Origin of the sequence: Bacteroides sp. An19 (genome assembly GCF_002160215.1) — a bacterium.
GTDB classification, from domain to species: domain Bacteria; phylum Bacteroidota; class Bacteroidia; order Bacteroidales; family Bacteroidaceae; genus Phocaeicola; species Phocaeicola intestinalis.
Window position 1 is genome coordinate 105,250 of the sequence record NZ_NFKD01000008.1, and the last position, 21,104, is coordinate 126,353.

The window sequence follows — 21,104 nt, forward strand, 5'->3', positions numbered from 1 at the left end:
CTATTTAAATAGTTTTGGTAAAAAATCAACCAAGTATTTGCGCCAATTTTCCCATGTATGCCCACCATCCGTCTCATGGTAAACATAGGGATAAGCATTTGCATCCAACAATTTGCGCAAATCATCATTCAATTTCTTTGTAAAATCATCCTTGCCTACGGCGATATAATAAAGTGCCAGAGGATCAGCAAACAAACGTTCCATTTTTTCCTGCATGTGTTCATAGATTGCTAAATCGCCGTTATTGGCACCTTCCGTCAACGAAGATATCTTTTTATCCAAACCTCGGTTCCCGATAAAAGGCAAAATACTTTTAAGGTCGTTCCAAGCATCATTGATGCCCCTCATGCCCTGAATCCTTTTATTATTCAACGCATTGGTGGTCTGTGCTGAAAACAGGCCGATATAATCAAACACCTCCGGATTGTTCAACGAAATATACAGCGTATGCAATCCTCCCAACGACAAACCTGCTATGGCACGCCCATCCTTGTTCTTTATTGTCCGGTAATGGGCATCTACATAACCGACGATTTCTTTTACAAAAGATTTTTCAAACTTCCCGAACATCGATGCCACGTTATTGGCATCAGGCTGGACATCCGGATGAGCCGGATCGCTTCCAGGCGCAGCGGCCAATGTGACATTCCCGTTAGGCATCACTACAATCATTGGCCGGCAAAGCCCTTGGCTTATCAGATTGTCCAATATCTGCATAGCCCTTCCGCAAGCTGTCCAAGAATCTTCATCACCCCCCGAACCATGCAGCAAATACAAAACTGGATAAGACGACTTACCCGAGCTATAAGCCGCCGGAAGGTATATGGTCATGCGCCGCTTTTTCATCCCATTAAGTTCAGACGGATACCATACATGATGCAATGTACCGTGCCTGACATTCCGGGTAGCATAATTATCGGCAATGCCTCCCCCAATGATAAAATAATTGAATTCTTTATCAATATCCCTCACCCGGTTCGGATTGTTCCTATCCAGGTAAATCGTATCTTCATCCACGAAATAACGGTAGGTATAAAATTCGGAAGGCAAAGGAACGGTCGTATAGGTCCAGAAGTCTCCTTCCCGTTTCATTTTCTTCTTTGATTCTTTCGAGAAAGAACCGATAGGAGTTTTAATCCTATTACGCTGGGCAAACATAGACCCGGCTATCTGGACAATCCTTGCATGAGAAGCTTTAAAAGTAAAGGTCACAGAATGGTCGGGATGAATTACAATCCCTTCTACCTGCCCCATCATCCTCAAGCTGCAGAAAAAGACTATCCCTATAAAGAAACAAATTCTCATATACATCAGACCATCAGATTATTTGCATCATAAACCACTGATTGCGGTTCATCCTTTGCGTTCTCAAAGATAGACAAATTATCTGTATATAACAAATTTGAAACAATTCCGTCTGCACTATAATACGCCAAAGTCCTTTTTTCTTCATTCGACTCAAACGCTACAACCGAAACATTGGGATTGACCAATGCCAACAACAAAGGAAATTCCCCCCAACCGCTATGCTTGACATATACAGTCTTTACATCCAAAGGCAAATTATCCACCCATTGGGCATAATTGCCATATTTCCTCATATTTGCCTTTACCATCCTAAATACGTCCGTTCCCTTGTACATGTATCTTTCCAGCACCAGGTTCTTATAATAAGAAGAGGTTTCCAGTTCTTTGCATAAATGCTCGTATCTTTCAATGAAAAAGCGGTGTACCAATCTTGTCGTTTCCGCATAGGTTTCTCCCCGTAATGCATCCGATAAGGTAATGCGTTGCTCTATGCAAACGGTAAGCCTGCCCGGATGAGCAGTAAAACTATACAGCGGCATGATGTTATTCATCCCATGGATAATGACCGGCAATATGTCAATGCCTAGTTCGTGCGCCAGATAGAAAGCCCCCTTATGATAACGCAAAATCGAAGACTTCGCATTCCGTATGCCTTCTGGAAATACAGCTATGCTATAGCCTTGTTCCACATAATGGCGGAATACATGGATATCACGTTGCAAAGAACTGTCTTGCCATGCCCTAAAATTGTTCTGGTCTATCGTATAGAAGCCCAACCAGCGGAACATAAATCGAATAACAGGATTATGACTGGAATGCGTATTGGCAACGATAAGTATCTTAGGACTTAATGCCATCAAGCACATCGGATCAAGCAGAGATTGATGGTTGCAGATGATAATAGCAGGCTTGCCGAAATCTTCCCGGTAAGGATTACGCAGCGAATAACGCACCCCAGGTATTAAATGCTGGTCTATGCGGTGTACCCAGCTTACAAACCGGTTCAGCACCCTTTGCCTCCGAACTTTTCTCCTGACGAATAAGAAAAGCAATCCTCCTGCCAGATAACCGACCAACAATTGACACAACCACCACATTCCGCAAAACCAGGTTCTTGCCAAAGCAGAAAGAGTGAGCGGACGACGCCGGTAAGTACCTTTTTGCCTTACCATCCAATTGAAAACAATCGGAGGTAATGCAAACGCCATAAGCACCACCGAAAACATACCGATAATTGTCACCTCTGCCAGACTATGCAATGCAGGATGTTTCGCAAATATCAACGTACCTATACCTATAAACATAATCAGTGCGGAAAGAATAATGGAACTCTTGTAAGAAGCCAACAGTTTCTTGCGGTAAGCATATTCATAACAACATCCCTCTGTGATAAAAATGGTATAATCGTCTCCTTGTCCGAATATAAATGTGGCAAGGATGATATTGACAATATTAAAATGGATATCGAAAATGCCCATAATACCCAAAATCCAAATCCAACTGACAGCCATCGGTAAAAAAGCCAGCAATGCCAATTCAATCCTGCCGAACGAAAACCATAAAAACAAAAAGACAATCATACCGCAAGCCCAACCGATATAGTTGAAATTATCAGACAAATGATTGGCCAAAGCACTGTTCATGCCTTGGATGTCAAAACTGAAATAATGAGCATTTTCCCAGTCTGATACCTGTTCTTCAATAGCATGCACACGCTCTTTATCAACCGACAGGACATCAACAACCTTGTAAGTGCCGGATATACTGTCTATACTGATATACGAATCCGAAATATGCTTTAATAAACCGGCTTTATCCGGCAAGGTTCCCGCATAATCAGCACATAAAATATCAAAATACGGCACAAACGCCTCTTCAACAAAACCTTCCTGGCTACACGCCTCTCTGAACTCATCGAAAAGCTTGTTCCGATGAGTATCTATAAATTGATGCCACAAAGACAAACGCTCCAACTGTTCATCCTTCGAACAAAAGAAACGTGTACAGGAATATAAACGTTCACCTTTTGCAGGGTGCACCAAACTTGCCAAAGAGTCTTGTATGGCAGAATGGAAAGATAAAGCCTCATCGAAAGAAGAACCTTTCGAAACCACATATACCGATTCCAAATCGTTATCCTCATCAGATGCCAGCTGTTGGAAATACTGCATATCTTTCCGCTGCTCTTCTGTCATATAATTGATATTTGCCAGATTAGCATCAAAACGTGTCGACAGACTGAAATACCCCAATACAAGGGTCAGCACCAATAATACCAGCAAAACCAACGGACTCCCCTTAAACGACAACTTGCCAGCCCATTCAAAAGGTGCCTCAGTAGCTTTCTCACCGGAATCCTCCTTCACACGCACCTTATTACGGAGGACATGAGGCAAATACATGATTACAAACAAGATAGTGCCTATTAAAAGGAAAGTACTGAAAAGTCCTAAGTCACGCAATGCAACAGCATCCAAAGGAATCAATGCCAAAAAGGCACCTACCGTTGTAACATTGCCAATAATCAATGGAGCAGCAACTTCACGCAATGCGCTCCGGATACTGGTTGTTGCTGATAAATGGGCAATCAGATGAAGGGGATAGTTAATGGCTATACCCAATATAATACTGGATATCCCTACCACAATCAGAGATATGTCCTTATAAATAAACGACAGCATCCCCATGGCAAAAACCCAACCCCACAAAATAGACACGGCTATCAGAAACAAGTGATAAAACCGTTTCAACGCATACAAAAGCAATACAAGAATCAAAATGATGGCAATGGATGCCGACAAAAGGCTATCACTTTTTATCTGTTTCGCATTACCAACAGCAATAACGGGACCACCGGTATGATGAACCTTCACCGTGGGGTGTAAAATCTTCAGCGAATCAGCCACAGATGACAGATAATCCACCAGGAGCGCATTGTGTTGCGTTTCACTATTCCCAAACGGAGAATACATCATCACGACAGCCTTATTCATTTCCGGCGTAAAGATATAACCATCATAAGTTTCAAAAGAAGCCGTTCCGTTCATTGTCTGCAATGACTGCAAAACAGGTGTAAACAGATGCAACGGGTCACGTGAAATATTTTCCGAGACAAGAGAAGACGACGGGAACATCAGCATTTCCTTATCCAAAGCCAACTGGCTGCTTATATATCCCTCCGTATTCAACAAACTATCCAGCCGGACGTAATCTTTTGACGTCAGGAAATATGGAATATGAGCATAAATATAACTAGTCAACTCATTATATTTTTCCAAATCAACCTGAGTAGTCAGACCACATACCCAATGCAGGGTATCCGTTTCCTGGATGATTGATTCATAATCTTTTATAGCCTCAATAACCGATTCTGGAGAAGCTGAGATGCTATCAGAGTCACATTGATTTTCGAACACGGCAATAATCCGATTGGCTCCCGAAATATCCTGATAAACCGAAAGAGCTTCCTTCTCACTTCCACTGACAGGAAGAAAAGCCGATATGTCTTCTTTGTAATCCAAACGTACCAACGAAACAAGGAAAACAAACGTAACGGCAACAAAAGACAATACACACAACCTTTTATGTGCAGCCATATAATCGTATAATCGGATTACAAAACGTATCATCTTGCTATTGACTTAGATTTTAATAAACTATTCATCCAATTTAAAAACTCCTTTTTCCAAGCCCGGCTCTCAGCCGTTCCTTTGGTTGAGGATGCACCAAATCCATGCCCTCCTGTTTCATATTGCAAATACAGGTGTGGCACATGATTAGCTGATAAAGCCGAATCCAGCAATACGGAATTATGATAATCAACGGTAGGATCGTCTTTACAATTGACTAAAAAGACTGGAGGACAATCAACAGGAACATGCCGTTCCAAAGATAATGAATCACACAATACACGGTTGCATATCCGATTGTCTCCCAACAATGCACGACGGGAACGCTTATGGACATAAGGAGCGTTCATCGTAACTACAGGATAGACAGAAGCAATGAAAGCCGGCCATTCCGATTTGGGGAACAAAACCACGGACGACATTGCCAGATGTCCGCCGGCAGAAAATCCCATAACCCCCAATTGTTTTACATCTATGCCATATTGTGCTGCATTCTCCCTAATCAGACGCAAAGCTTGCCGTAAGTCATTTTGCGGGTCCGGATAACGGTTCCCTCTAAAGATATACCGATACCGGAAAAGGAATGCCGGTACCTTGGCTGTCCGATATTTTAAGACAAATGCAGATATACCGTTCTTTTGCAGCCACAATGCCACATCTCTGCCTTCTGTTACATCGGCATGCCAAAAATAACTGCCTCCCGGTAAAATAACTACTGCTGGATTATCCGTTCCCGGCGAAAGATAAGGAGTCAATATAACATCTGCATGACAAGCCGTACCTTCCCAAATATTTATCTGCGACAAGCCTTTAATGGAAAATGCCAGTGCAAGTATGAACAATTTAACCTTCAACATGCAATTTCTCTATTATATAATTAGTTCCCAAAATTTCCTCACAAGTTTGCAACGAAGTCAAGATTACTCCACAAAAACCATGGATATTCACATTCTGACCTGTCAATAACAGATTGGATAATCGCGTACGGACGGGCAAATGAGAAGTAATAAAATTATTTACATCTTTCTTATATCCGCACATAGCCCCATGCCGTACTCCTGTATGGTCACGAATCGTAAGAGGCGAAGCCGTATCTACCAATGCGATAACTTCTCTAAAAAAAGGAAACAATCTTTCCATTTTGCTCAAAACCGTTTCAGCTACCTTATCTTTCCACTCATAATAACTTTTACTGCGTTTCCCAATCGTTGAGTTTTCCCAAGCAACCACCTCATTCCAGTCCATAGGAACCGTAATGCATAAAGTATGCGCATATTCTCCCTGATCCTGCACCGGGGGAGTCAAGAACATAAATTTCGTGATAGCCCCTTTGCGGTTGGCACTCCATACACTCTCATAACTCTCAAAGTAGTAACTGGAATAACGCATATAAGGAAACGAATCTTTCTTGAGTTTGATATTGAGAATAAATGCAGAACATGAATCTTCTGTTCCTTGCAATTGAGCATAATAAGATTTTGATACTGCAAATCTATCAGACAACAAGTCCAATAAAACAGCCGGATGTATAGATGAAATATATACATCGGCAGACAGGACACGGCCGGCATCTGTCTTCACATACTTCACTTTATCTCCTTCCACAATAATGTCGGAAACCCCTTCACCTGTTATAACCGTCCCCCCATGTGCCTGAATAAAACGAACCAAGACTTCGACAAAACGGTATGTTCCTCCTTTGAACCGGCTGACCCCTTTTTGCAACAGAACAGCTATCACTGCATGAAGATAAGCGGGAGTTACACGGCAATCTCCAGCATAAAGCACATTCATGTATGCCAAAAGGCGACGCAATTTCAGGTTATGGATATACTTGGATATAAATTGGTCGACCGGCATAAAAAAGTCTGCATTCTGTACAAACACGTTTTGTCTGGAATTACGCAACAAGAATAAATCCATCTCATCGGTTATTGCATCCAATGCCTTTACATATGCACAGATGTCGTGCTCCTCATCAGGGAAATAATGCAACAAAGACTGCATGAATCCCTCCCTTCCTGCCGATATGTTATACACAGAATTGTCTTCTGCCACATATATTTTATCAGAAATGCCATCAGCGACATTTTCAATACAAATATCATTCAAAATACCCAGGTAGCGGCACAACCTGTATACGCTCCCCCCTTCAAACATGCTTGTTATCACATGCATATCGGTATCAAACACAGCACCTTTACGGTTGTAACTTTGCATTCCCCCACCCGGCTTCCTGTTTTTTTCAATAACAGTCACTTTCATGCCTTCTTTCGAAAGCAACGCAGCCGAAAAAAGTCCGCCAAGTCCGGCACCAATAACAATCACCTCCTTGTTAAGCATTCTGATCGTATTTATTACAAATCTTATGGTAAGAATTTACATAAAACTGCCTGAACAGTTTTGCTCTCTGCAAAATGGATTCAGCTATTTCCCTTTGTTTTACGGGACTAATCCGTTCACCGATAGAGAAAAGAATATTGCCGGTCCGCATATATTTTCCTTTTTTAGGCAATACCCTGTTTGCACCATAAATTACCAGTGGAAGAATATCAAGCTTCAATTGCTCGGCTATATAGAAAGCCCCCTTATGAAACCGCCCGATTTGTCCGTCCGGTGAACGGGTTCCTTCCGGAAAGACAGAAATACAATAGCCACGCTCTACCAATGTCTTCAATTTAGGCAGAATCACATCAATACCTGCCGATATAGGGTAATATTCGGCATGACGTATGACAAAGCCAAAATAACGGCTTTTCCAAACCCAATCATTAGTCAGAAATACAATCTTAGATGTCAGGCTCAACTGCAACATCAAATCCAAATGGCTTTGATGATTGCAGATTATCATGGCAGGTTTTGAAAAATCTTCAAAAGATTGGTTCATGATGCGCGTCTTTACCCCTATGAGTGGAAGCATTCTGACTGTTAAAGAACCAAATACATGAAGAAGCTTACGAATCGCACTGAAATCCAACTTTACGACTTTAGATAAAGCCACATAACACAACGAAAATGGAGTAATCACCAGTAATGTTCCTACCAAGAAGAACAACAAGGCTAAGAGCGTACTAACCAATATCCTTAATCCTCTCCATGCAGCTAAAGGCCATCCATATACCAAAGCCAACAGGCACAAAAACGTATTCAAGACCGAAATCCGAAAAAAGTCCTTACCTGGCCTAAAATGACTCACCCGTTCTTCGCGAGGAGGATAATAGACACGCACCGGAACCGATACAATTTTCACGCCACGCCAGGCTCCAAAGACCAGCAACTCCAGTTCTGCCTCGTAACGTGATGTCAGCCCATTGATTCCGTAAAGTTTGTGCAAGGGATATAACCGATAACCGGTCTGGGTATCCGGAACATACTGCAATGTCTGCACACAAAACCAGAAATTGCTGAAAACATTTGCAAACTTACTCCCGAAAGAACGTTCTACCCCAGACAAATTCCTCCGCCCTAAAACAAAGCAACCCGGATATTTCTTATTGGCTTCAAGCAACACAGGTATATCTTCCGGATAATGCTGGTTGTCGGCATCCAATGTAATGGCATACGAAAAACCCATTTCAAGAGCTTTCCTAAAGCCTAGCTGCAAAGCTTTTCCCTTGCCTTTATTGTTATCATATTCAACAAGGGTAATACCCTTTACGGCATGAAGCAATTCCGTAGTGGCATCCGTACTGCCATCATTGACGACAATCACATCACGGCATTGCTCCATAGCCCGTTGCACCACCTCCACGATAGTCTTTTCATTATTATAAGTAGGTATGATTATGCAAATGCCACGGTCGCATAATTCGTCAAGTTGGTTATAATTCGTATCTCTCATGCTTCCGACAAATGATAGACAACTTAGCATAAACCAAATCAAGCTGTATGTTACTTATCACACACTGGCATGCAACTTCTTCCTTACCGATTTCTATCGAAGGAAAGGCTACTGTTAATTCCGTCAACTGGTCTGGTGAAATCACCGCAGTAAACTTTGCATTTTTTATTTTCTTCAGCTCCAAATGTTCATTTATTTCCAGTGCAAGCAACTCTTGAGCCAGCTGCAAGATACATACCCCCGGAGTCACAGGTTCGCCAGGAAAATGTGCCTCATATATAAAATGGTCAGGATTCAACCGGATAACATACGAAATGCCTCCAGATGTTTCCTCTTTACGGATAACCGTATATAAATTATTTCTCAATATCATGGTTTAAAATAAAAGTATAACTCAGTTTATGCCTTACATCCTTATATGAACTTTCTCCAGAACGCATCGCTAACATTATCTTCTTCAAATTCCGCTTCAACACACGCCGTATATACCATTTGTTCAGCTTTTCAAAAACATAATGCAATTTTATTTTCGACTTTTTCGTATCATAAGAATAATCAATCAATGTAGCTCCGAAATTATTCACAATACTTGCCTTCACCGTATCTCCACTGCAAAGCAAGATACAGATACCACTCAACTCCATATCCGACCTGCGCATCGAAAAATCATAATATACACGTTCACCTTCCTTTTCCGGGAACGATTGTCCTGCTGCCCATTGGCACACAGCCCCAAAGCATAAGACAAGAATAACAATCCTAGACTTCAGGCTATTCAACATCATATATTTTTTCATCAATAGGTTCATTCTTACGCACATGAGTCAGTGTAATCGTAGTATTGTCACCGTTTTTTTCATACAGTTCTACCTCACGAACCATGGATTGCACTTTATCATAATGAAGCACAATACGCGAGAACATCATCTTCATTTCTTTTTTCATCGGTAACAATGTCGCTACATACTGTCCGTTTTCCTGTTTAGCATCCACTTCAAAACTCTTGTCCGAGAAACAATTCCCAAGTACACTGTTCAACATAATGGCTGCAATTTCCTTAAACATCCGATTACTGTTTACATCAATGACGTCTGTACGCTCCCCTTTCTTCATCATCACCTTATTCTTGTATAAAACAAACGTATAGGTATAAGGCGAAAGATATTCCCACCTCAATTTATCCGGCTGCGAACAGCTCATTCTTCCTTTTGATACCAATTCACTGCCCAACATCTTCATGCGTTTGGTCTGAACGAAATCACACTGCATGGTTTTAATGGTTGCAGCAGACCTACTTATCTCTTTAATTATCGCGTCTTTGGATATCTCCTGACCCCAAAAAGCAAGTGGCGACAAACAGCATACGAGCCATAACAAGAATCTATTCATAGAGTATAAAATTTAACTAATTCGCTATAATAAAACAACCTAACACAATTAAAGACACTCCTAACCATTTATAGAAGTCTACTTCTTCCTGAAAAAAGACCATTGCAGCCAACAGCCCGAAGACATAGCTTAAACTCACCAATGGATAAGATGAACTTAACGGATAATGTTTAAGAATATACATCCAAAGCAAACTGGCTGCACCAAAACAAATGCCGCTCAAAGCAAATTGCCAATTGGCAAAGACCGAAATCCAAAATGATCTGGTCCAGCCGAAAGGCTCCATTCTCATCAGTCCAAACTTCAAGGTAACTTGCCCTAACGTAAGCAAGATACTCTGAATAACCGCCAAAGGGAAAAGTCCGAAATTCATAGCTGTCTACTTATTATTTTTTTTCACTATAACCAAACTCTTTGAACTGATGCATGGCAATTCCTTTTTCCCGGCACGTTTAAGGAACGAAGCATATTGTCCGGTACATTCATCATGACATCCTACAAGCACCACCTTAGCCTTGCCTTCAGTTATAAGCATCCGTGCATCCGCTATTGCCCACCGCAAAGAATCCTCACCTTGCACATACGTCATGTTATAACCATGACATTTCAAACGTACAGCCAGGATTCCGGCCAGGGTATTATGTGTACTTTGCATAAAAAGCGTAGGGCTGACACTATCTTCACCCAAAGTATCAATGCCTCGCAGAATCTTTTCACTGTTAGTCAGCATTCCGTGTGAAGTCGCTACAATAATGGCATCCGGCGAATGAATGCCGGCTTCCGAAAGTACTTTCAAAGAAGTGTACATAGCCGCTTTGGTCAATAAGTCCATACGCCTTTGCTCAATAGGCGGAATAAACTGCTTCAACAGTTTCAGTTCATCCAAATCCTTTAATTCATACCCGGAAAGAATTTCAGCCTCCACTTTACTGTCAGACAACGGTAATTCACTTTCCTGCTGTGATAACAATAACGATGTATCATTGCCTCCAAAACCAAAAGAATTACATAGCACATACTGCAACCGGCATTGCCCATTACCCATAAAGGGAACAATACAATTGGTATCTGCTGTCTGCCAGCCAAGATTAACAGGAATATAATGATTCCGCATAGCTATCAAGGAAATAACAGTCTCTATCGCTCCTGATGCACTCGTCGTATGTCCGGTAAACGATTTGGTACTTGATACCGGTGGAATATTTCCGCCAAACAAACGCTTTAAAGCGACCGATTCGCTTTGGTCATTATTCAAAGTCCCGGTACCATGAGCATTTATATAATCAACCTGCGTATAATCTATTCCCGCCATACATAAGGCATCCTGCATAGCCAAATATGCACCTTCTCCATTTTCAGATGTGGCTGTTTGATGAAAAGCATCACAACGGTTACCATATCCGGCTATGAAAGCCGAAACTTCAGCATGACGGGCAACAGCATCCTCAAAACGCTCCAGCACGACATAGGCAGCACCTTCACCCAAATTCAATCCTGAACGGGAAGCATCAAAAGGACGACATGGTTCAGATGACAAAATCATCAGACTCTTAAACCCATTCAAATGAAACAGGGAAAGAGATTCAGCCCCGCCAGCGACAATAAGGTCTGCTTCGCCAGCCAACAGCATTCTCGTTCCAAGAATAATTGCATTCAATGCTGAAGAACAAGCCGTAGAGACAGTACAGGTATCCGCATCAAGCCCTGCAAGTTCTGCAATATCCACCGAAGATTTACCGCAATCAAATGCATCCAGATAATCCAAATAGGTATCATCGGCCAGGATAGAATGATAAAAACGTTCTGTCACATCCATCCCTCCCACGGTAGTACCGGAAATAAAGCAGACACGCCTGGTTTTCAAATATGGAAGCTTCAGACCGGCATCATCCAAAGCCTGACGCACCGCATAGGCTCCCAGCAAGACCGTACGGCTGACAATCTTGTCAGCCCGTATGCCCAATGAAATTTTCAGCTCTTCATCCGATTGCTTTACTTCTCCTACCAGCAGGTCTTTATGACACGAAGGAAGATACTTCATGCCCTGGATACCACTCTTACGGGCTACCAGCGCATCAGATACAGTTTTCTTATCTGTACCTATCGCACAAATGATGCCGCTGCCTGTTATCGCTATACGTTGTTTCACAATCACTTATTTAGTGCGGTGTTCTTTTACATAATCCGCTATATGCTCTATACTGGTAAAAATAGCCTTTCCTTCTGCTGCATTAGACAAACGGATACCATAGTTCTTTTCCAACAGCACAATAATCTCCAGGGCATCAATCGAATCGAGCCCCAGACCTTCATCACCGAAAAGCGGTGCTTTGACATCTATATCTTCAGGAGATACTCCTTCTAAATTTAATGCTTCAATAATCTGTTCTTTAAGTTTCAATACCAAATCTTCCATAGTGTCTTATTTTCAATTTACTTTTTTAATCAATCTAATATCAGCTACAAAATCATCATCTCCCATATATTCCAGCCAGCCGGTTAAGCAATAAGAGAGATTTTCATCAGCCAAAGTTGAACTTACCAGTTGCCCCATCATTTTTTCATCCCGCTCTGGCAAAATATAAAACGATGTTTCACTATGCATACCATGCCGTAACGCTATTTCCCCGTTGACTATATTGGGCAAAGTATAGACAAAAGCACTGGGGCTTGGGAAAAAATTATTCTCCCCGCTGATAGATGCAAGGTATTTCTTATCCGCACAAAGAGACGAACTGTGGTTGAACAGGACAATGGCAGTCTGTTCATAGCTGTCAAAATCCGGCACCGATTGGAACAACAGTTCTGCAGCGACCAGCCCTAACCGAGACAAACCATCCATCTTATAAAAACGTGGGTAGTCTCCCATGCTGCGCTTATACAGTTCCACTATCAGGTTTTTCCCTCTTTCCACCATCGGCAGCCGGTTTTCATTTATCCATATTTCCTGCGAAGATAGAATAACTTTGCTTATTGTCGTATAATCCGGAAGATGTAACACACGGTTATCTTCTTCCGCCTTACCAGTAAAGAAAACGGCTGCATTGCACCCTCCGAATCCAGAAATGAGTTTGACAAAAGCGTCTTTATCGGAACTACGGTTATGGGAAGACATATTGATAACCCCTGAGACACCGGAAGCATGAAAACCTCTGGTACCTAAGATAACACCATCATCTGCCGATAACATCGAAATAATACATTCCATTACACCAGCAGCCCCCATAGTATGCCCAAAATAACCTTTCAATGCATTTGCCGGAACGTCCGTAAGGTGAGAGCGTTCAAGCGCTTTCCATTCCATCTGGTCATTATACAGAGTTGCCGTACCATGCAGATTGATAAAAGCCAACTCTTCTTTTTCATTGCCAAGCACCTTTGCAAGTGCCATCCCCGAACCAATCCCTTTCGGCGAGGGAGTACTGATATGATATGCATCATTACATACCGCCCCTCTGCAGATATGCCATTTCCCCTTGCTTGCCGACAAAACGACAGTAGCGGCTGCCTCGCCCAAATTAAGTCCGATGCGTTCTTCGTCAAACGGTCTGCATTCATCCGGAGAAAGTGCTTTTAAAGACTCAAATCCGGAAACGATGAATTTTCCCAACACATCGCAACCACATACCACCACATGACGATAAAAACCAGCATCAATCAGCCGCGAAGCAGCAATCAAAGCAGAGACACCCGAGATACAGGCATTACATACCACAAGAGGTTCATTGACAAAACCCAAATAACGGGCAATCTTCTCAGCCGTTCTTCCTGGCAAAACTTGTTCATCCGAGATAGTGTCCAACGATTCGACATTCGCTTTCGTGGTACTCAACACAAAACATACCTCTTTACCCGATACATCCATACCGATGTCAGCAATCGCCTTCCGGACCGAATGGATAACAAGAGATTCAAACCAAGTAAATCCTTCAACCAGAAGCTGTTTCCGCATTGCCTCATCAAAGACAGACGCTGTTACCGACAATGAGGTACCGAATGCTTTTTCGCAAAGACGCAACGAAGAATTGCCACACTTGATTGCATGATAATTCATCTCACTCGTAAAGCCAAGTGGCGATATGATATTATGTGCTACTACTGTTGCCATTTGCGCTTCCATTCTTCAAAAAAATCAGGATTACTAAACAAGAGTTGATAATCCATATCCATAAAAACTTGTACGGTAGTGGCCCGGCAATACAATGAATCATCCTCATAATCCCTGATTTCGTAATGAAAGATAATCTTGGCTGCTTCTGTAGGCTGGTAAGATATGCTTACATAAGCCTTGCTTCCATACCTAAGAGGTTTGCGGTACTGGATTTGCATGTCCACAATAGGCGCATAACATGCATGCTCCAGATATCCTTCATAAGTAAGTCCGTATTTTTCCCCGAAAGCCTCACGTGCATCTTCCAGATACTTAGCATACGAACCATGCCAGACAACCTTCATCATATCCACTTCGCTAAACCTGACCTTTATTCCTACTTTTTCCGTCAATACCATACCAGCTAACTTTTTAAAGCAATCTTCAAATCAGCATTTACAAGGAGCTGATTGCCTTTTCGGATAATAGCCTTTGCCAAAATCATTCCCAGAATTTCATCTTGAACCGTAACCTCTGTCGTTATCACATCGCCCGTATGAGGCAGCGATTCAATAGTAAGATTCTTCAGTGAACCGATATAACCGATTTGGATGCCCTGCTTCAGAATGTATTTATTGATATACCCAATACGTGCGGCACAAGTCTGGGCGATGTTCTCAATAAGTCCATAACCTTGCATCACTCCATGTTCCACATAAATATTTGTTTCCCGGATTGTAGTCTCACTAACCACTTTATCTTTTTCGTAATGAGTCAGGCAATCAATCATTACAAACGGAGGCTGCTGCGGTAAAAGTTCGCTCAGACGGATACTACGCATAAATTCGTCTGATGGGTTATAAAAATCAAATTCATTCATCTTCATTCATGCCAAAAATCAAAATAATTATACCATTGTGTCGGATACAGGCCAAGCATTTTCTCCAGTTCTTTCACATAAGCATCAGAAAGTTCTTCTATCCGAGCCTTGCCGTTTGCCTCTTTATTATATAATAAAGGAGTAATATAAATCGTATATTGCTTTGCAGCAGTCTTCATCACGTTTACAGCCACAACGTCCAGCGAACGCATCGTCGCTATGCTGAAAGGTCCATAGGGAAATGAAGCTTCCCCACCCAAGAAACACTTCACCAGTTTTTTAGGCGACCCCCAGATTCGGTCTGCCGGTATGCTTACCACTTCCCCTTTTGATAGGGCTGCATTGATATCGAACAGATGTGACATATCCGGAGATACAGGTATCATACGGATATGTGTATCCTTGAACAGGAACATCCGGTTCTTCATTACCGATTCCTTTTCCCCCCAATAAACCAAAGCATTGAACGCTTTCTTGTCTGCCTTCAAAGAATAACCGGCAATTTCATAATTCCCGATATGAGAACTCAACTGTACGAACGCATCGGGCTTTTCAAGCAAACGGAGATAAGCATCATAACCAACCACCTTCACTTCAAACCTTTTTCCTGCATACATGGCAAACTTATCGATGACTACTTGGGCGAAAAGGCAATGGTTCAGATAGGTATACCACGCCGAGCGCAGACAGCCGAACTGCATACGCTTACGCATATAATGGAAAATAATCTTGCGGCTTGGGTTCAGTATCAAACATACCGGTATAACAAAAAGTGCCGTAAAAACATAGAACACTCTTACATCAATATAACGCAACATCCTAATCAGCCATCGATGCATCCAGTTATTCCCGTATGTCGTACCTGCCCATTGCTTCTCCATTGCAATACAATAACAAAAATTACTGACAGTTTAACTTGCTTTCGATGTAATCACAGAATTGGCCATAAGTCTTCACCCCTGTCATGTCTTCGGGCTTTATCTTAAAACCAAACACCCGGTCTATAATAACGACAATGTCCACGTAGTCCAAACTGTCAATACCCATATCATCTTTCAGACTGGCTTCAGGAAAAATCTTATCCTCTTCTATTTCCAGTTCGTCTACCATCAACGCTTTTACTTTTTGTTCTATTTCTTTTCTGCTCATATTTCTTTAATTATTATTGTTTCAATTTACAAACTAAAATACTATGTCCCTGGCCCAAGCCATCGAATATTTCCTCTATTTCCAATCCTGCCTTACCGATACATTCTGACAAATCATTCGTATGATACATTTTGCTGTTCCCGTTTGCTAAAGCAGCAAAATAGAGCGAAGTCATCGTAAGACAAAAAGCAGCCGGTTCGAAATGCTGACGGTCCCAAAGTGTCTCCATGATGTATAACCGGGTTTGACCCGACATCACTTCCCTGGCGCGTAAAAGAATGCTGACGATTTCATCCATAGAAAAACAATCCAGAAACTGAGACATCCATATTGCATCCACACCACCTTCCCGACGGGGGAACGCACTGTTTTTATCCAAAAGGTTCATGCCGAATCCCTTTATCCGTCTGGCTTCTGCATCAGGCATTATCTGTTTTTTCATCATCTCTATCTGCTGCGGCAAATCCAGAACAGTCACCTCGACCTCTTTATCAAAATGCACACATTGTAAAGCCCATTTGCCCGTATTTCCACCTACATCATACAACGAGCGTGTCTGATGCTTCTTAAACACAATCTGCAAAGCTTCAGGGAAAGAGGCATCACTGTAAAAATGGTCAAATGCAAACCATGAACGCTGCACCTGCTCCGGCAACTCCGAAAGACCTTCATAAATAGTAGGCCAACCGCCGAAATGTTTCAGTCCCACGGGCTTTCCCTCTTTCAAGGATGCTTCCAGATGAAACCACCCTTCATAATTCACATCCTGATTAAAATCGATATTAACCCGGGTAGCCGGATCGTTTATCAGAAACCAACCAGTCTTGCTCAATGTATAACGTTCGGCCTGCACATCGACCAACAGAATACCTATGCTCAACGAAGCTTCCAGCAAACACTTGACTGCATACTCTGACTGTTTCGTCTTCTTCACGATTTCTTCAAGTGTAAGACCTTCTCCAGAATCTCTTATCAGATCCAGGATGCCCCATTTAAGCATAATCCTAGCAACTTGGAATACCACAGGTCCCCACGCAATAAACTCTGCCAAGCGTTGTGCTTCGCGTGCCGATAAATGTTCCTTCGTGTACCGTTCTTCCAATGCAGGAAATAAATGTATCATTGTTTCGCTTTTTTCTTTTCAACCTTTATCATCTTTGCCATACGTTTGGCCAACGCTTCACCGGTAGACTTACACCCGTCACCCATCAGGTTCATGTTAGAGCCAAAGGTACCTCCATCTCCTTTTATGTCTGAAATCGTAGCAATCACATTCCCGTCGATGTCTAAAATCTCAGCATTGCTGAGCATGTCACCTTTCCTGCTGACTGACACGACATTTACCTTAACCGTATAGTCAGCTTTTGGGAAATTGCCCAATATAAAACCTACTTTTTCCTCATCGTTAAATTCTTCAACCAATTTAGCAATCACTTCATTCTTTCCTTTGGCATAACTCGGCTCATAGGTTGAAAAAGCATTTTCATCCATGTTATGTATAGAAGCATTCGAAAAATCGACAACCAGATTAACTACCTGTGCTTGGCTTACATCCAATATTGTTTTTTCTTGAGCTCCCACATAAAATAAGCTTCCCAGTACAAACACAAGGGACAAAATAACCTTCTTCATCATTCAAAAATATTTATTTGTTTAACTTCTTAATAACCAATGCCGAATTTGTTCCTCCAAAGCCAAAAGAATTGCTTAATATAACATCCAACTCCATATCTATAGTCTTTGTAGCCAAATGCAACTTCTCCGAATATTCGTCCGGATTCATGAAATTAATGTTAGGAGCCACAAAATTATTCTGCATCATGACAATCGAATAAACCAGCTCGCTTGCACCTGCCATCCAGCATTCATGCCCGGTCATCGACTTCGTACTGGATATCCATGCATGTTTCTTGTCGAACAGACGGGATAAAGCCATCGCCTCTACCATGTCACCACGCGGTGTAGAGGTTGCATGGGCATTGATGTAATCTACATCGTCTGCCTCAATCGCAGCATCCTTCATTGCCCGCATCATGGCAAGTGCCGACCCTTCATCACTAGGCTGAGAGATACCTCCACCATTGCTGGAAAAGCCATAGCCGCATACTTCACATAAAATCTCTGCCCCCCGCGCCTTGGCATGTTCATACTCTTCAAGTACAAGAGCCGCTGCACCACCACTTGGTATCAAACCGTCACGGTCACGGTCGAAAGGGCGGGAAGCCTTGTCCGGCTCATCTGTCCGCATCGAAAAAGTACGGATAGCATCGAACGAGGACATTCCGTACATATTGACTTCCTGTGCTCCACCGCACAGAATCATGTCCTGCAATCCCTGCTTAATCAGCATATAGCCCAGACCTATCGAATGACTGCCGCTAGCACAAGCGGCACTTACCGTAAAGTTGATGCCACGCAAGCCAAAGATAGAGCACAAATTCATATTGACCGTAGAATTCATCGACTGGAAAATAGACCCGGAACCGACCAGTTCGGAGTCGTGTTTTTCCGCCATAATCTGATAACCTTTGATGACGGCCTCTGCTGTAGAATCGTTTCCGAAAATACAGCCCACCTCATTGCCTGCCAAATAAGAGCTGTCTACACCTGCCATCCGGAAAGCCTCACGGGCTGCCATATATGCATATTCGGCTTCTTCCGACAGGCAAGCCCGCTGACGGCGGTCAAGCAATCCTTTCAATTGGGGCTTTTCTACGATTCCCGTCAGAGGCGACCTGAATCCATAAGCGATACGGGCTTTATCAATACCTATACCCGATTTTCCTTCATACAAAGAACACTTGATAGTATCTATATCTGTACCGATGCACGTCCATGCACCGATACCGGTAACTACTACTCTCTTATTCATAAGCCCTATGCACTAAGTATACAAACCACCGTTTATCGAAATCACCTCGCCTGTAATATAACCGGCTGCATCCGAGCACAAGAATCCGACCAATGCTGCCACTTCTTCCGGCTTGCCGAAACGATTCATCGGAACCATCTTCTTCAGGTCTTCAACAGGCAAATCTTTGGTCATATCGCTTTCGATGAACCCAGGAGCAACGGCATTAACCGTCACATTCCGACTGGCAACTTCTTGTGCCAAAGCTTTGGTCGCACCTATCAACGCCGCTTTTGCTGCACTGTAATTTGTCTGTCCAGGCATACCTTTCAGTCCCGACAGAGAAGCCATGTTGACAATATGCCCTCCGTGTTTTCTCATCAGCATTTTAGGCAACAATTTCCGTGTCACGTAATAAAAACCGTTCAGCGAAGTATTGATGACATCATGCCAGTCCTGTTCAGGCATCATAAACATCAGGTTATCCCGCCGTATGCCTGCATTATTAATAAGGTATGCTATATAATCATCCGGATGGTTTTGTTCCCATGCATCCAAAGCCGCAGAGACTTCCTGCTCGTTTCCGACATCAAACTTCAGTAACTCTGCGCTTCCACCACGGGAAACAACCGTATCTAAAACCTCACGGGCTGCTGTATCATTAGACTGATAATTAATCAGAACCGGTATACCCATTTGCGACAGTGTCAGACAAACCGCCCGTCCTATCCCTCTTGAGCCACCTGTTACTAGAGCGTATTTCATATTTAATTGGCTATTTTATAAAAAAATTATTCACGCGCAAAATTATAAAATACCATTCAAAAGACAAAACTACTTATCTTCTTTTTCAGAGCAAACGCATCTAAATTATGCAGATTATCCTCAACGGCGGAAAGATTGTCTGAAGTAGTACTGCATCTGCCAATGAAGTATATATCCGTAGACGGATGAAGTATCAATTCATGGATTACTTCCTTTGTTCGTCCGCAGAAGCCGACTGCATGAAAAGTCCCTTACAGTCAGGACTGCTGTCCCAGCGGAATAGGACTACAGTCCTATATAGGGTAGGACTGCAGTCCTGGCTGCAAGGGACTGAGCGAGGACTGAACTGCTACGAACTGGAAAGTAGTATGCTGCCGGGAATTGATTTGCAATTCCATACTCACTGAATCCGCCTTGCAATCGTAATGCAGATACCGGTCAGTAGCCGGACACGCAATGCCAACCGTTTGAGAAGATATGGTATAAAACCGGTTCCAATAGGCAGAGACTACCGGATACTTTTCCTTATATTCCAACAGCATCTTTTACCATCAGCAGACATCCGCCAAAGGCCGCACGGACCATTATAAATGAAATCCGGTGTAAAACAAAGGAAACTGCCGTCGGGCAACAACGTTATATGATTAGCCATATATTCAGTCGTAATCGTACGAAGAAAATCACCGGCAAAAGTATATACATGAATTTTCCCCGCCACCTTATCATATACATACAAGGCTTCGGGATGACTGCCGACCATCAGACGGGTAACCGTAGTATATTCGCCGGGACCTTGCCCTTGCCGATGAATCTTATTAAGAAAAGTACCGTCTTTCGTAAAACGGTAAATAGCCTGCTGAAGCTGGTCGTAAACGAACAGGCAGCTGTCGGATGTACAGACCTGAACCGGCCTGCCTATCACCTCGCCCTTGGGAAGAGACAAAGGAATAATCTGCTTAGCCGACACAATATCAGCCAATGAAAGACATTCTTCCACAACCGAAAAATCCACATCGACCGAAACCTTGCATGATTCACTGTCCGAACGGAAAGAACGGGAACATCCACAAAGCAAAAATACTAAAATCACATACACATACTTCATCTTGTTTACTCTCATATTGAAATTAATATCACAGAACGCATAATCCTACAGCCGAATCATGCGTTCGATATAAATATTCTTCACAAAATCTCCTATA

The 21,104-nt window shown here is 42.5% G+C and carries 21 protein-coding genes; all 21 read right to left on the reverse strand.

All coding sequences use genetic code 11. The annotated features are described in order from the left end of the window. A complete protein-coding gene (locus B5F25_RS05665; protein WP_087248183.1) occupies nt 1-1,311 on the reverse strand; it encodes an alpha/beta hydrolase-fold protein in 1,311 nt (436 codons plus the stop codon). Then, nucleotides 1,311-4,937: a 1-acyl-sn-glycerol-3-phosphate acyltransferase gene (locus B5F25_RS05670; protein ID WP_087248185.1), complete on the reverse strand. Its 3,627-nt coding sequence runs from the start codon at nt 4,935-4,937 to the stop codon at nt 1,311-1,313. Before B5F25_RS05670 ends, B5F25_RS05665 begins: the two co-directional genes overlap by 1 nt. Beyond that, on the reverse strand, nt 4,934-5,794 hold the full coding sequence (locus B5F25_RS05675; RefSeq protein ID WP_087210157.1) for an alpha/beta hydrolase: 861 nt from the start codon (nt 5,792-5,794) through the stop codon (nt 4,934-4,936). Before B5F25_RS05675 ends, B5F25_RS05670 begins: the two co-directional genes overlap by 4 nt. Beyond that, nucleotides 5,781-7,280 carry an NAD(P)/FAD-dependent oxidoreductase gene (locus B5F25_RS05680; protein ID WP_087248187.1) on the reverse strand — a complete coding sequence of 500 codons (1,500 nt, stop codon included), beginning with the start codon at nt 7,278-7,280 and terminating at the stop codon, nt 5,781-5,783. The genes B5F25_RS05675 and B5F25_RS05680 overlap by 14 nt, the downstream gene beginning before the upstream one ends. Continuing rightward, a complete protein-coding gene (locus tag B5F25_RS05685; RefSeq protein ID WP_087210163.1) occupies nt 7,273-8,778 on the reverse strand; it encodes a glycosyltransferase in 1,506 nt (501 codons plus the stop codon). Before B5F25_RS05685 ends, B5F25_RS05680 begins: the two co-directional genes overlap by 8 nt. Next, nucleotides 8,759-9,151, reverse strand: coding sequence for a 3-hydroxymyristoyl/3-hydroxydecanoyl-ACP dehydratase (locus tag B5F25_RS05690; protein ID WP_022040308.1), 393 nt, complete (start codon nt 9,149-9,151; stop codon nt 8,759-8,761). Before B5F25_RS05690 ends, B5F25_RS05685 begins: the two co-directional genes overlap by 20 nt. Next, entirely contained in the window at nt 9,135-9,563 is a 429-nt protein-coding gene (locus B5F25_RS05695; protein WP_087406383.1) for a hypothetical protein, read from the reverse strand. Before B5F25_RS05695 ends, B5F25_RS05690 begins: the two co-directional genes overlap by 17 nt. Further along, on the reverse strand, nt 9,550-10,167 hold the full coding sequence (locus B5F25_RS05700; RefSeq protein WP_087248188.1) for an outer membrane lipoprotein carrier protein LolA: 618 nt from the start codon (nt 10,165-10,167) through the stop codon (nt 9,550-9,552). Before B5F25_RS05700 ends, B5F25_RS05695 begins: the two co-directional genes overlap by 14 nt. A 16-nt stretch (nt 10,168-10,183) precedes the next feature. Next, the gene (locus B5F25_RS05705; protein WP_022040311.1) at nt 10,184-10,540 is read right to left on the reverse strand and encodes an EamA family transporter; all 357 of its coding nucleotides are present in this window, start codon (nt 10,538-10,540) and stop codon (nt 10,184-10,186) included. Between the two features lie 6 nt (nt 10,541-10,546). Continuing rightward, on the reverse strand, nt 10,547-12,316 hold the full coding sequence (locus B5F25_RS05710) for a beta-ketoacyl synthase N-terminal-like domain-containing protein (RefSeq protein ID WP_087248206.1): 1,770 nt from the start codon (nt 12,314-12,316) through the stop codon (nt 10,547-10,549). A gap of 6 nt (nt 12,317-12,322) precedes the next feature. Then, nucleotides 12,323-12,583: a phosphopantetheine-binding protein gene (locus B5F25_RS05715; protein WP_022040313.1), complete on the reverse strand. Its 261-nt coding sequence runs from the start codon at nt 12,581-12,583 to the stop codon at nt 12,323-12,325. A gap of 12 nt (nt 12,584-12,595) precedes the next feature. Beyond that, nucleotides 12,596-14,275 carry a beta-ketoacyl synthase N-terminal-like domain-containing protein gene (locus B5F25_RS05720; protein ID WP_087248190.1) on the reverse strand — a complete coding sequence of 560 codons (1,680 nt, stop codon included), beginning with the start codon at nt 14,273-14,275 and terminating at the stop codon, nt 12,596-12,598. Then, nucleotides 14,263-14,676, reverse strand: coding sequence for an acyl-CoA thioesterase (locus tag B5F25_RS05725; protein WP_087210172.1), 414 nt, complete (start codon nt 14,674-14,676; stop codon nt 14,263-14,265). The genes B5F25_RS05720 and B5F25_RS05725 overlap by 13 nt, the downstream gene beginning before the upstream one ends. Nucleotides 14,677-14,681: 5 nt before the next feature. After that, nucleotides 14,682-15,143, reverse strand: coding sequence for a hypothetical protein (locus B5F25_RS05730; RefSeq protein ID WP_022040316.1), 462 nt, complete (start codon nt 15,141-15,143; stop codon nt 14,682-14,684). Next, on the reverse strand, nt 15,140-16,018 hold the full coding sequence (locus tag B5F25_RS05735; protein ID WP_225226431.1) for a lipid A biosynthesis acyltransferase: 879 nt from the start codon (nt 16,016-16,018) through the stop codon (nt 15,140-15,142). The genes B5F25_RS05730 and B5F25_RS05735 overlap by 4 nt, the downstream gene beginning before the upstream one ends. A 19-nt stretch (nt 16,019-16,037) precedes the next feature. Beyond that, the gene (locus B5F25_RS05740; protein ID WP_022040318.1) at nt 16,038-16,286 is read right to left on the reverse strand and encodes a phosphopantetheine-binding protein; all 249 of its coding nucleotides are present in this window, start codon (nt 16,284-16,286) and stop codon (nt 16,038-16,040) included. A 13-nt stretch (nt 16,287-16,299) separates the two neighbouring features. Continuing rightward, nucleotides 16,300-17,406, reverse strand: a complete 1,107-nt coding sequence (locus B5F25_RS05745; RefSeq protein ID WP_087248210.1) for a methyltransferase — start codon at nt 17,404-17,406, stop codon at nt 16,300-16,302. After that, on the reverse strand, nt 17,406-17,921 hold the full coding sequence (locus B5F25_RS05750; RefSeq protein ID WP_087210174.1) for a hypothetical protein: 516 nt from the start codon (nt 17,919-17,921) through the stop codon (nt 17,406-17,408). Before B5F25_RS05750 ends, B5F25_RS05745 begins: the two co-directional genes overlap by 1 nt. 10 nt (nt 17,922-17,931) lie before the next feature. After that, a complete protein-coding gene (locus B5F25_RS05755; protein WP_022040321.1) occupies nt 17,932-19,158 on the reverse strand; it encodes a beta-ketoacyl-[acyl-carrier-protein] synthase family protein in 1,227 nt (408 codons plus the stop codon). Between the two features lie 12 nt (nt 19,159-19,170). Next, nucleotides 19,171-19,902, reverse strand: a complete 732-nt coding sequence (fabG, locus tag B5F25_RS05760; protein WP_022040322.1) for a 3-oxoacyl-ACP reductase FabG — start codon at nt 19,900-19,902, stop codon at nt 19,171-19,173. Between the two features lie 508 nt (nt 19,903-20,410). Beyond that, on the reverse strand, nt 20,411-21,022 hold the full coding sequence (locus tag B5F25_RS05770; protein WP_087248194.1) for a 6-bladed beta-propeller: 612 nt from the start codon (nt 21,020-21,022) through the stop codon (nt 20,411-20,413). Between the last annotated feature and the right edge of the window lie 82 nt (nt 21,023-21,104).